Genomic DNA, 11,966 nt, shown 5'->3' on the forward strand with positions numbered 1-11,966 from the left:
TTTGGAGATATGACGACCACAGAATCCGCCCGTGTCCGACTCGAACAAGGCCTCTCCTTCCTCCGCAACGGTTACCTCTTCGCCTCCCGCATGCGGAAGAAGGCCGGTGTCGCCGCCACCTCCCACGCCCCCGTGGCACTGACCATGCTGGGCAAGACCTCCCACCTGGTCCGGGGGAAGGAGGGCGTGCGCCTGTTCTACGACTCCTCTCGCATCAAGCGCGACGGCGCCATGCCGAAGTTCATCCAGGTCCCCCTGTTCGGCAACGGGGCCGTGCACACCCTGGACGGTGAGGAGCATACGGTGCGCAAGAAGGCGATGGCCGATCTCGCCTACGACGACGCCCGCGTCGCCGACTTCGCTGACCTCGTCGGCGATGAGCTGGAGAACACCCACCGACGCTGGATCACCGACGGCGGCACCGTCCACGAAGACACCGCCCTCGCTTTTGGTCGCGCCGCCTTCCGCTGGGCCGGCATCCCCATGTCGGATGAGGAGATGGACACCCGCGCCAAGCAGATGAACCGCCTGCTGGACACCTTCGGCGACATCAAGACCAACCCCATCGCCGCCTTCGAGCGCCAGCGCCTGAACAAGTGGGCCACCGGCCTCATCGAGCAGGTCCGCTCCGGGGAGATCACCGCGCCGGAGGATTCGGTGCTTGCCCACATGGCCGATTTGCGCGGCGTCGATGGCGAGCTTGTCGACGCCGCCGTCGCCGGCGTCGAGCTCCAAAACCTCACCCGCCCCACCGTCGCTGTCGGCCGCTTCGCGGCCTTCGCCGCCACAGCACTCGTGGAACACCCGGAGTGGGCCGAGCGCATCCGCCAAGCCGCAGGTGAGCAGCTCACCGGTGTCCACGAGGCGGAGGCCTTCGCCCAGGAAGTGCGCCGCACCTACCCGTTTGTGCCCATGCTGCCGGGCCTGCTCACCGAAGACACCGAACTATCCGGCTGCCCCATGAAGAAGGGCCAGCGGGTGTTGCTTGACTTCGTCGGGACGCTGACCAGCCCCGAGGAGTGGGACAACGCCGGATCCTTCGATCCGGAGCGCTTCCTGCCCTATGCCGGGATGGAGGAGGCGGAAGCCATCGAGGCATTCATCCCGCAGGGCGGTGCGGATGTCTACAGCGGACACCGCTGCCCGGGCGAGAAGATCGCCGTCACCGCCCTGTCCGCGGCGACCGTGCTGCTCACCCGCCCCACCCTGGAGATCTCCACCGACGTGGAGGACCTCACCTTCCCGTGGACCAAGATGCTCACCCGCCCGGCCACCGGCGTGCGGGTGCGCGCCGCCGCCTAGCCCACGTACTCCGCCAGGTAGCGGCCCGTCAGCGTGGAGCCGTCGGCGACCATCGCGGCGGGGGTGCCCTCGAACTGGATGGAACCGCCATCCGAACCTGCGCCGGGGCCTAAGTCGATGACGTGGTCGGCGTGGGCCACCACCGCCAGGTGGTGCTCGATGCATACCACCGTTTTCCCGGCGTCCACCATACGATCGAGCAGGCCCAGCAGCTTATCGACATCCGCCAGGTGCAACCCCGTCGTCGGTTCATCGAGGATGAACACCGTCGCCTTCTCTGCCAGGTGGGAGGCCAGCTTGAGGCGCTGACGTTCACCACCGGACAGGGTGGTCAGGGGCTGGCCGAGGGTGATGTACCCCAGGCCGACGTCGACGAGCCGGCCGCAGATTTTCGCCGCGGCCGGGACCTTGGAGTCGGGGGCTGCGAAGAAGCTAGCTGCCTCTGCGGCAGGCATCTGCAGGACTTCGGCGATGTCCTTCCCACCGAAGCGGTAGTCGAGGACTGCTTCGTCGAAACGCCGTCCCTCACACACCTCACACGGCAGGTCGACGCCGGCCATGATGCCCAGGTCGACGTAGACCACGCCGGCACCCTTGCAGTTCGGGCACGCGCCCTCGGAGTTGGGGGAGAACAACGCTGGCTTCACCCCGTGTGCCTTAGCGAAGGCCTTGCGGATCGGCTCCAGCGCCCCGGTGTAAGTGGCCGGGTTGGAGCGCCGGGAACCGCGGATGGGGGACTGGTCGACGAACACCGTCGTCTCCGCGCGGGGCAGCTCCGCGATGAGAGAGGACTTACCGGAACCCGCCACGCCGGTGATGGCGGTGAGCACACCCAGCGGGATGTCGACGTCGACGTCGCGCAGGTTGTTACGGCTCGCCCCGCGCACCTCGATGGCGCCGGTTGCCGCGCGCGTGGTCTCCTTCACCGACACCCGGTCGTCGAGATGCCGCCCGGTGAGGGTGTCGGAGGAACGCAGCTGCTCGAGCGTTCCAGTGAACTGGATGAGCCCGCCCTCGCGCCCAGCATGCGGGCCGAGGTCGATGACGTGGTCGGCGATGGCGATGGTCTCCGGTTTGTGCTCCACGACGAGCACGGTGTTGCCCTTGTCACGCAGCTCCAGCAGCAGGGAGTTCATGCGCTTGATGTCATGGGGGTGCAGGCCGGCGGTGGGCTCGTCGAAGACGTAGGTGACATCGGTGAGGGCGGAACCGAGGTGGCGGATCATGCGGGTGCGCTGCGCCTCGCCACCCGACAGGGTGCCGGCGGGGCGGTCGAGGGTGAGATAGCCGAGGCCGATGGCGACGAAGTTGGCCAGGGTCTCGCGGAGGGCGTCGATAAGCGGGGCCACCGACGGAGCCGACACTTCCTCCATCCACTCGGCGAGCTCGCGGATCTCCATCGCGCACAGCTCGGCGATATTGCGCCCGTTGATGCGCGATTCCAGGGCGTGCGGCGCCAGGCGGGTGCCATCACACGCAGGGCAGGTGATGAAGGTGACGGCCCGGTCAACGAACTCGCCCATCGCCTTCTGCATCGAGTCGCGGTCCTTGCTCAGGATCGACTTCTCCACCCGCGGGACCAGACCCTCGTAGGTGTAGTTGAAGCCGTTGAACTTCACCTTCCGGGGCTCGGAGTACAGCAGCACGTCACGCTGTTCGGCGCTGAACTCCTTCACCGGGACATCCGCTGGCACCAGGCCGGTCTCGGCGAAGGTCTTCCATGCCCAGCCGTCGACCTTGTAGCCGGGGACGAGGATGGCGCCGTCGCGCAGGGACTTCCCTTCGTCGATAAGCTCCGGCAGTGAGATCTCGGAGATCCGGCCGGTGCCTTCGCACTCGGGGCACATACCGCCGGTGCGGCTGAAGGAGACCTTCTCCTTCTTCCCACCCTGCACAGAGATCGCGCCCGCCGCAGAGACCGACGGCACGTTGAAGGAATACGCACCGGGCCCGCCAGCCGGGGGCTCGGCGATCCGGGAGAAGAGGATGCGCAGCATGGCGGTGGCGTCGGTGGCGGTGCCGACGGTGGAACGCGAGTTCGCGCCCATCGGCTCCTGGTCGACGATGATGGCGGTGGTGATGCCTTCCAGGCGATCGACATCCGGGCGGGCCAGAGACGGCATGAAACCCTGGACGAAGGTGGAGTAGGTCTCGTTGATCAGCCGCTGCGACTCGGCGGCGATGGTGCCGAAGACCAGCGAGGACTTGCCTGAACCGGACACGCCGGTGAAGACGGTGAGCTGGCGCTTGGGGATCTCCACGCTCACCCCGCGCAGGTTGTTGACGTGCGCGCCGGTCACCCGGATCACGGGACGTGATGTGTCCACTTGTCCCTCCCGAACTTCTCGTCGACAAGCTTTTCGGCGGCGGCCAGGTCGGTATCGCTCAAGGAGGCGGGTACCGCGCCGTAGCGGTTGGTGAACTCTGTGATCATCGTGTCGATGATCTCCTCGCGTGGCGCACCCGTCTGGCGGCGCAGCGGGTCGACGCGCTTTTTCGCCGAGCGCAGTCCCTTCGACGCGAGCTTCACCTTGCCGACGCGCAGGACCTCCATCATCTTGTCCGCGTTAATGTCATAACTCATCGTCGCGTGGTGGAGGACGGCACCGCGGCGGCGCTTCTGGGCAGCGCCGCCGATCTTGCCGCCGTCGGAGGTGATGTCGTTGATGGGCTCGTACCAGGCGTTGACGCCGTGGCGGGCCAGCGCCCCGAGCACCCACTGGTCGAGGTAGGCATAGGAATCCTCATAAGACAGCCCCGCGACCATCGATTCCGGCACGTAGAGGGAGTAGGTGATGCAATTGCCGCCCTCCATAAACATCGCCCCGCCCCCGGAGATGCGGCGCACCACCTCGATGCCATGCTTATCGACACCCTCCTGCTCCACCTCGTTGACATAGGACTGGTAGGAGCCGATCACCGTCGCCTTGTCCTCCCATTCCCAAAAACGCAGCGTCGGCCCGCGCTCACCGGCGGCCACCTGGTTGAGCATGACCTCATCGAGCGCGACGTTGACGCGCGTGGGCAGCGCGCCGGGCCGGATGACCTCCCAGGAATGGTCGGTGAAGTCAGTGCCCCCCGCGACGGCGCGTTTGACGGCGACGGCGACATCCCGCGTCGAAAAGCCGTGCAGGGCCAGGTCCTCGAAGCCGGTGAGGGCGGCGTCGAGACGCGCCTGCAGATCCTCAGTTGTTTCGCTTATCGACGCCCCCGCAAGCGCCGGACCCAACGCCCCATACGCCTCATCCGGCTCGAGGAAGAAATCACCGGAAATCTGGGCGGCGGTGATGCGGCCGTCGTCGGTGTGCACGTCCGCGACGACGAGTTTGCCGCCCGGAACCTTGATCTCGAAATGCTGATGCATAGCGCCCCAGAATAGCGGATGAATAGGGCGCTACCGGTGCCCTGCGCGTAAAGTCAACCGGCATGTACGACCTCCCCACCGTTCTCATCGCCTTCGGGCTCACGCTTTTTGCTGGCCTGGCGACGGGCATCGGTGGACTCATCGCCGTGATGAAGAACAACCCCGGCAAACGTTTCATGGCCGGGGCCCTGGGCTTCTCGACGGGCGTCATGCTCTATGTCTCCTTCATGGAGATCCTGCCGAAAGCCTTCGAGGAGTTGGGGTCGGCCTGGGGCGAGCGGGTCGGCGCGTGGGCGGCGGTGGGGGCGTTTTTCGCGGGCATCGCGGTGATCGCCGTCATCGATCGGCTGGTGCCAGAACCCATCAACCCTCATGAGCGCGGCATCGGCGAGGACCCGGCGAAGGCCGCCCAACGGCGCCGGATGATGAAGATGGGCATGTTCACCGCGGGTGCCATCGCGATCCACAACTTCCCCGAAGGTTTCGCCACGTTCATCGCCGGACTGGAGGATCTCACGGTGGCGGTGCCGGTGGCGGTGGCGATCGCGATCCACAACATTCCCGAGGGCGTGGCTGTCGCAGTCCCCATCCGCCAGGCCACCGGCTCCCGCCGCCGGGCGCTGACCTGGTCGACGCTGTCCGGCCTGGCGGAACCCGCCGGCGCGCTCATCGGCTTCGCTCTCCTCATGCCGTTCATGGGCCCGGCGACGCTCGGCCTGTCGTTCGCCGCGATCGCCGGCATCATGGTGTTCATCTGCCTTGATGAGCTGCTGCCCACCGCCGTGGCGACGGGTCGCCACCATACCGCTATCTACGGCGTCATCCTCGGCATGGCCGTGATGGCGGCATCTTTGTTGCTCATGATGTAATTGTCAAGGCTTCGGCCAGGTGTTCGGTGCGTTTTTGTGGATAACTCGAGTTATCCACAGGCTAGGTTGTTTGCTTATCGACGCCCGCGTGGTCGGCGGTTATCGTCCGGGGCATGAGACCAGCCGAGTTAGTCCGTGCCCTGGCCACCCAGGGAATGGAGCTTCTGGAGGACATCGCCTCCGGAGCTCTGGTGCGCGCTGACCTCGGTCAGTCCTCCTCGGTCGCCGGCGCCTGGCAACGCATGGCGGGCATCTACTTCGGACCGACGCGGCAGAAGAAGCTGCAGGCCGCCGCAGTGGCTGCGGGGCGTGGGCTGCCGGTGGCGGCAATCGAGAAAATCGAGAAGCACCTGCGTAAACTATCGCGGAAGGCCGCGGTGACGGAGTGGGAACTGCGGGTCGAGCTGTGCGCACTGCGCGGCACGGTCGACGAGATCGACCGGGAGGCAGCCGCCCGCGTCTTCGCCCACAACCGCCAGGCGCCGGGGTCAGACAACCGAAGCCTGCGTGCTTTCCGCGGCGGAAAGAACGTCGACGCCCAGGGCATGTCCACCGCAACGTTGACCTTGCCGGCCGGTGACATGGCCCGATACAAGGCACACCTCAAGGTCACCGCCGACAAACTACGGCAGGCGGACCCCTCGCTCGACTGGAAGAAGGCGATGGCGGACGCCGCCCTACAGCACGGCATCGGCGGCGTCCCCACCGAGGCAGTTGCACCACCGGTGCCCTTCGGCGTCATGAAGGCACCCGACTACGTCTCCTACTCCCGCGGTGAGGGCGGCGACACCGTCTTCGGCCTCAGTGACGGCACAACCATCACGGGTAACGAGTGGGTGGAGAAGGGCTTCGCCGAACTCGGGTACGTCGGAATCTTCGACCCCGTCGAAGGCGGCATTGACCTCTACCGGGAATCCCGCTTCGCAAACTTCAAACAGCGCACGCTCCTCCAGGCAGAAACTCTCCTCTGCCCCTACCCGGAGTGCACCACCGCGGCGGAGGACTGCCAGTTTCACCACCTCACCGCGTGGGAGCACGAGGGGGAGACGAACTTAAGCAATCTCACCGCGGCGTGCCGGGTACACAATGGACGCAACGACGACAACCCCCATGCCCCGCCCCGCAACGGGCGACTCGAACGAGAACCCGGCGGGGTCGTTTTCCACCCCCCGGACGGTGGGCCACCTCGCACGAACCGTCACCCCCTGCGGAAACTCTCCGCCATGGGGCTACTCACCGACGCCTGAACGCCACGGGCGGTGAGCGACCACGTATGCCCCAACCGCACCTAACAGCAGGAGCGGCACCGTCCAGAGGGGAGCCCACGTCAATTCCCATGCGATGACCGCCGCGAACAGAGGGGCCTTCTGCATGACCGCCAGCACCATCGCCGCACCGAGGACGGCGAGGACGGGGATGGTGGCGGGTGGGGCGTCGATAAGCACGCCGGAAGCGGCACCCAAAGCGGCACCGACCGCCAGCGCCGGTGTCAGCGTGCCACCGACCGCGCCCGAGCCGAGGGAGGCGGCGGTGAGCAGCGGCTTCACCAGGAGAAGGGTGAGCAACAGTGGCAGGGCGGTCGCCGGGTCGAGGGCGGAGCGGACGATGTCTTCACCGTTGCCCGTGACTCCGGGCAGGAACTGGGAGACGGTGACTACGCCCGCGGTCGTCGCGCCGACGCTGAGGGGTAGCCAGCGTGGGTCGATGACTTTCCACGAGTGGGCGGAGCGCATCAACGCCAGGAAGATGCGCCCGATGATCACCGCGGCGAGCAGCAGCGGCACCAGCAGCCAGAGCACCCGCGCGTCGAAGGGGGAGTCGGGCACCCAGTAGACGGAGTGGTTGCCCACAATCGGCCACGCCGTCACCGTCGCCACCCCCGACATTGTCACCGTGATGAGCAGCGCCCGCCCACTGCGACGCACGCGCATCGCCTCCAGGGTGAACAGGATGCCGGCCAGCGGCACGTTGTACACGGCGGCGAGGCCGGCACCCGCGGCGGCGGCGACGAGGATGCGCCGGTTGTCTTCGGCGATGCGCACCACGCGGGAGATCCGGTCGAGGACGGCGGCCGAGGCCTGGCGCGGCGCCTGCTCCCTGCCGAGGGAAATGCCGGAGCCCACCGCCAGCAGCTGGAGCAGTGCGTCGCTGAAGGTGCGGCCCAGCGGCAGGGGGGTGTCTGTCGTGGCGGACTCCTCGACGCCGCGGACCGGCCCGCTGCGCCGCAGCCACCACCAGCCGAGGCCGGCGAGGACTCCGCCGAGTGCTGCCGCCAGCACCGGGTGGACGGGGCCGCCGTCGGCTAGCGCGTGGATGCGGTGGATGAGCCACGCCATGATCCCGCCGATGAGTCCGGCGGCCACGCCACCGACCAGCGTCACCCCTGCCACTCGCAACATACTTTCAGACTAGTGGGCGGGGGCCTTCCTGCCGGTGGCTGCCTTCACCCCGTCGAAGGCCAGGGCGACGACCAGGCCCCACAGCAGGCCGACCACCAGGGAGAAGAAGGTGTTGACCACCCAGCCGATGAAGCCCCCACCGACGGCGACCTCCATGCCGTGGATGAAGTCGTAGGGCCAGGTGAAGCCGAACTCCTCGAGGCCAACAACGATGATGTGGCCACCGACCCACAGCATGGCGAAGGTGCCGACGATGCCGATGAATGACAGGACCTTGGGCATGGCGTGGACGAGGCCGCGTCCGAATCCGGCGCCGGGGCCGCCGCGTTCGGCCATGTGCAGGCCAATGTCGTCCATCTTCACCAGGAGGGCGACCGCGCCGTAGACGAGGGCGGTGATGCCGATGGCGACAACGATGAGGACGGCGGCGCGGAAGGCCATGGGCTGGTCGGCGACCTCGTTAAGGGAGATGACCATGATCTCTGCGGAGAGGATGAGGTCGGTGGTGATCGCGCCCTTGACCAGTTTATCCTCGTCGGCGGGGGTTTTGTCGACGCCTTGGGCGTTGCTGTGGTCCCCGTCTTTGGCGTGTCCGCGCAGCTTGTGGAGGATCTTGTGGGCGCCCTCGAAGCAGAGGTAGGTGCCGCCGATCATGAGGATGGGGGTGAGAGCCCAGGGTGCGATCCAGGACAGGAGCAGGGCGATGGGCAAGATGATGACGAGCTTGTTGAACAGTGAGCCCTTGGTGATGCGCCAGATCATCGGGAGTTCGCGCGCCGGTTGGATGCCGGTGACGAAGCGGGGGGTGACGGCGGCGTCGTCGACGACGACTCCGGCGGCTTTCATGGAGGTTCTGCCAGCGGCGGCCGCGACGTCATCGACGCTGGCGGCGGCGGCGCGGGCGATGAGGGCGACGTCGTCAAGGAGGGCGAGCAGGCCACCGGCCATGGTTGGGCCACCTTTCTCAAGAAGTATGGGCAAATGATACTCCCGTTAGGATGGGTGCATGAGAATTGCGGTGCTGGGAGTCGGGGCGGTCGGTGGATGGTTCGGCGGCAGCCTGGTGAAGGCGGGGCATGACGTGGTGTTCATCGCCCGCGGCGAAACCTTGCGGGTGCTGCGGGAGGAGGGGTTGCGGCTTAACGATGAGCCGCCGTTGCCGGTGGTCACCGCCGATTCGCTTATCGACGCCGACCTCGTCCTCCTCGCCGTCAAAGTCACCGCAGGTACCGACTTGGGCGCGCTTCTCGACGGCCTGCCCGGCCACAGTCTCGTCGCCCTCACCCAGAATTCCGTGGAGGTGCCCGATCTGGTGGCTGAGGTGGTGGGGCGGGAGCGGGTGCGCCCGGGTGTGGTGCGCGGCTACTTTCATCACACGGGTCCCGCGCGCGTCGAGTTTCATGGGGGTCCGATTTCTTATGAAGTGGGTCAGGGGGGCGTCGATACGTTTGTGGCGGCGTTGCGCGATGCGGGCGTCGAGGCGACTGCCCGCGGTGACATCGATGTCGACGTGTGGCAGAAGGCGATGTATGTGACGACAACGGGTGGGCTGGGGGCCTTGGCGCGGGCGCCGTTGGGGGAGCTTCGCACCCGGCTGCGGCCGTCCCTCACCGAGCTGATGCGGGAAGTGGAAGCCACCGCCCGGGCGTATGGGGTGGACGTGCCCGAAGATGTCGTCGAGAAGACACTGGCGTTCGCCGACCGGATGCCGGCGGAGGCGACCAGTTCGATGCACCGGGACCTGGTGGCGGGGCGGCCCAACGAGCTCGACGCGCAGGTCGGGGCCATCTGCCGGATGGCGGCCCGGCGCGGGGTCGCGGTGCCGATGCATGACCTGCTGCTCGGGGTGCTGGGGTACCCTCTGAACCCATGACAACCTCCTCGACGACCCGTGTCCGGTGCGAGAACCCGCGACGACTTGCCAAGTCGCTGGCGGACCGATTCGCGGACACTGCCACGACGGAGTGGGACAGCGAGGAGGGGCGCGGCCATGTGACCTGGGGGGATGGAGCGCAAGCTGGCATGATCGCCGGGGATGCGGTGTTGCTGGTGTACCTGGAGTGTGCGGCGGCGGACGTCGAGAAGCGGGAGGCGGAAATCGGCCAGGCGCTCGGCGTGGAGGTGACCTGGACGCGTCGCGATGGGGGTAGTCGGGGGTAGCCTGTGCTGATAAGCGGCGCCGAATGAAACCGGTGTGAGCAGGTGAAAAGGTGACACGAGTTTGTTTTGTGCGGATAACCAGGTGGTTACGGTCTCATCACAACTGCAGGGTGATGGACGTCACCCTGTAACGTGAACGGGAGATTAACTTCTGTCCTTTCACCCTTGGAGGTCCGCCACATGGCACTCAGCAAGAAGACACTGGCCCTGCTCGCAGCCACCACGCTCGGGTTCGGCCTGGTCGCCTGCACCGATTCCGGCGACAACGGCAACGGCTCATCGGCATCCGGCGACGGCGCCACCGGCGGCGACAACTACGTCCTCGCCAACGGCACCGAGCCGCAGAACCCGCTCATCCCCTCGAACACCAACGAGGTGGGCGGCGGCAACATCGTCGACCTCATCTACTCCGGCCTCGTCTACTACGACGCCGACGGTGAGATCCACAACGAGATGGCCGAATCGATCGAGCCCGAGGGCGAGAAGGGCTACCGTGTCACCCTGGCGGACGGCTGGACCTTCGCCGACGGCACCGAGATCACAGCAGGGCACTTCGTGGACACCTGGAACCACGCCGTGGCCAACTCCCACCTCTCCGCCTACTTCTTCGAGCCCATCCTCGGCTACGAGGAGGGTGCGGAGTCCATGGAGGGCCTCGAGGTCGTCGACGACAAGACCTTCACCATCGAGCTCAACCAGCCCGAGGCCGACTTCCCGCAGCGCCTGGGCTACTCCGCCTTCTACCCGCTGCCGGATGAGGCACGCGAGGACGAGGCCGCCTTCGGTGAGAACCCGAACGGCAACGGCCCCTACAAGCTGCTCGAGTGGAACCACAACCAGGACGCCACCATCGTCCCGAACGAGTCCTACCAGGGCCAGCGCACCCCGCAGAACGACGGCATCAAGTTCGTCTTCTACGCCCAGCAGGACGCCGCCTACAACGACTTGCTGGCCGGCAACCTCGACACCCTGGACGCCATCCCGGACATCGCCTTCTCCACCTTCGAGGACGAGCTCGGCGACCGTGCCGTCAACCAGCCTTCCGCTGTGTTCCAGTCCTTCACCATCCCGGAGAGCCTCGAGCACTGGAGCGGCGAGGAGGGCGTGTTGCGTCGCCAGGCGCTGTCCCATGCCATCAACCGCGAGGAGATCACCGAGACGATCTTCCAGGGCACCCGCACCCCGGCCACCGACTTCACTTCCCCGGTCCTCCCGGGCTACGACGGTGACATCGTCGGCAACGACGTCCTCGACTACGACCCGGAGAAGGCGCAGGAACTGTGGGCGCAGGCCGATGAGATCGCCCCGTTCGAGGGTGAGTTCACCCTGTCCTACAACTCCGATGGTGGCCACCAGGCTTGGGTGGATGCGGTGACCAACTCCATCCGCAACACCCTCGGCATCGAGGCCGTCGGCAACCCGTACCCGGACTTCAAGTCCCTGCGTGACGACGTCACCGGCCGCACCATCGACGGCGCCTTCCGTACCGGCTGGCAGGCCGACTACCCGTCCGCGGGTAACTTCCTCGGCCCGCTCTACGGCACCGGCGCCGGCTCCAACGACGGCGACTACTCCAACCCGGACTTCGACGCCAAGCTCGCCGAGGCCGCAGGCTCCGACTCCCCGGAGACCGCATCCGGCCTGTACAACGAGGCCCAGGAGATCCTCTTCAACGATCTTCCTGCCATCCCGCTGTGGTACTCCAACGTGGCAGGCGGCTACTCGGAGAACGTCGACAACGTGACCTTCTCCTGGAAGTCTGTCCCGGTCTACTACGAGATCACGAAGAACTAGCGCTACGCTGATACATCGTGACCACTGATACCCGCGCGACGCCAAGCTCGTCACGCGGGTATCTGCCTGTCTGCCAAC

General features: G+C 66.8%; 10 protein-coding genes. 6 read left to right on the forward strand and 4 right to left on the reverse strand.

All coding sequences use genetic code 11. The features are described from left to right. The first annotated feature begins 9 nt into the window (after positions 1 to 9). Positions 10 to 1,302: a cytochrome P450 gene (locus tag Q4G50_RS01450; RefSeq protein WP_303375852.1), complete on the forward strand. Its 1,293-nt coding sequence runs from the start codon at positions 10 to 12 to the stop codon at positions 1,300 to 1,302. On the opposite strand, the gene Q4G50_RS01455 is transcribed toward Q4G50_RS01450, so the two are convergent. Continuing rightward, positions 1,299 to 3,629 (reverse strand): excinuclease ABC subunit UvrA, encoded by a 2,331-nt coding sequence (locus tag Q4G50_RS01455; RefSeq protein WP_303375853.1) that lies wholly within the window; start codon positions 3,627 to 3,629, stop codon positions 1,299 to 1,301. The genes Q4G50_RS01450 and Q4G50_RS01455 overlap by 4 nt on opposite strands. Next, the gene (locus Q4G50_RS01460) at positions 3,608 to 4,666 is read right to left on the reverse strand and encodes a biotin/lipoate A/B protein ligase family protein (RefSeq protein ID WP_303375854.1); all 1,059 of its coding nucleotides are present in this window, start codon (positions 4,664 to 4,666) and stop codon (positions 3,608 to 3,610) included. Before Q4G50_RS01460 ends, Q4G50_RS01455 begins: the two co-directional genes overlap by 22 nt. A 62-nt stretch (positions 4,667 to 4,728) precedes the next feature. Between Q4G50_RS01460 and zupT the strand changes: the two genes are divergently transcribed. Both zupT and Q4G50_RS01470 read left to right on the forward strand, forming a co-directional pair. Next, entirely contained in the window at positions 4,729 to 5,535 is an 807-nt protein-coding gene (gene zupT, locus Q4G50_RS01465; RefSeq protein ID WP_303375855.1) for a zinc transporter ZupT, read from the forward strand. 113 nt (positions 5,536 to 5,648) lie between these two features. Next, on the forward strand, positions 5,649 to 6,782 hold the full coding sequence (locus Q4G50_RS01470) for an HNH endonuclease signature motif containing protein (RefSeq protein ID WP_303375856.1): 1,134 nt from the start codon (positions 5,649 to 5,651) through the stop codon (positions 6,780 to 6,782). Here the strand turns inward: Q4G50_RS01470 and Q4G50_RS01475 are convergent. Next, positions 6,765 to 7,934, reverse strand: a complete 1,170-nt coding sequence (locus tag Q4G50_RS01475; RefSeq protein WP_303375857.1) for a chloride channel protein — start codon at positions 7,932 to 7,934, stop codon at positions 6,765 to 6,767. The genes Q4G50_RS01470 and Q4G50_RS01475 overlap by 18 nt on opposite strands. A gap of 9 nt (positions 7,935 to 7,943) precedes the next feature. Next, the gene (locus Q4G50_RS01480; protein WP_303375858.1) at positions 7,944 to 8,882 is read right to left on the reverse strand and encodes a DUF808 domain-containing protein; all 939 of its coding nucleotides are present in this window, start codon (positions 8,880 to 8,882) and stop codon (positions 7,944 to 7,946) included. Between the two features lie 58 nt (positions 8,883 to 8,940). On the opposite strand from Q4G50_RS01480, the gene Q4G50_RS01485 reads away from it, so the two are divergent. From Q4G50_RS01485 to Q4G50_RS01495, 3 genes are all read left to right on the forward strand, one after another. Next, positions 8,941 to 9,807 (forward strand): 2-dehydropantoate 2-reductase, encoded by an 867-nt coding sequence (locus tag Q4G50_RS01485; protein WP_303375859.1) that lies wholly within the window; start codon positions 8,941 to 8,943, stop codon positions 9,805 to 9,807. Continuing rightward, the gene (locus Q4G50_RS14645) at positions 9,804 to 10,094 is read left to right on the forward strand and encodes a DUF2218 domain-containing protein (RefSeq protein ID WP_368660618.1); all 291 of its coding nucleotides are present in this window, start codon (positions 9,804 to 9,806) and stop codon (positions 10,092 to 10,094) included. The genes Q4G50_RS01485 and Q4G50_RS14645 overlap by 4 nt, the downstream gene beginning before the upstream one ends. Before the next feature lie 180 nt (positions 10,095 to 10,274). Continuing rightward, positions 10,275 to 11,888 (forward strand): ABC transporter substrate-binding protein, encoded by a 1,614-nt coding sequence (locus Q4G50_RS01495; RefSeq protein WP_303375861.1) that lies wholly within the window; start codon positions 10,275 to 10,277, stop codon positions 11,886 to 11,888. Positions 11,889 to 11,966: the final 78 nt, after the last annotated feature.

The organism is Corynebacterium sp. (assembly GCF_030538285.1).
Lineage (GTDB): Bacteria > Actinomycetota > Actinomycetes > Mycobacteriales > Mycobacteriaceae > Corynebacterium.

Coding starts and splice junctions, on each gene's coding strand:
- Q4G50_RS01450 (WP_303375852.1), top strand. CDS start 10: ATGACGACCACAGAATCCGCCCGTGTCCGACTCGAACAAGGCCTCTCC.
- Q4G50_RS01460 (WP_303375854.1), bottom strand. CDS start 4,666: ATGCATCAGCATTTCGAGATCAAGGTTCCGGGCGGCAAACTCGTCGTC.
- zupT (WP_303375855.1), top strand. CDS start 4,729: ATGTACGACCTCCCCACCGTTCTCATCGCCTTCGGGCTCACGCTTTTT.
- Q4G50_RS01470 (WP_303375856.1), top strand. CDS start 5,649: ATGAGACCAGCCGAGTTAGTCCGTGCCCTGGCCACCCAGGGAATGGAG.
- Q4G50_RS01475 (WP_303375857.1), bottom strand. CDS start 7,934: ATGTTGCGAGTGGCAGGGGTGACGCTGGTCGGTGGCGTGGCCGCCGGA.
- Q4G50_RS01480 (WP_303375858.1), bottom strand. CDS start 8,882: ATGGCCGGTGGCCTGCTCGCCCTCCTTGACGACGTCGCCCTCATCGCC.
- Q4G50_RS01485 (WP_303375859.1), top strand. CDS start 8,941: ATGAGAATTGCGGTGCTGGGAGTCGGGGCGGTCGGTGGATGGTTCGGC.
- Q4G50_RS14645 (WP_368660618.1), top strand. CDS start 9,804: ATGACAACCTCCTCGACGACCCGTGTCCGGTGCGAGAACCCGCGACGA.
- Q4G50_RS01495 (WP_303375861.1), top strand. CDS start 10,275: ATGGCACTCAGCAAGAAGACACTGGCCCTGCTCGCAGCCACCACGCTC.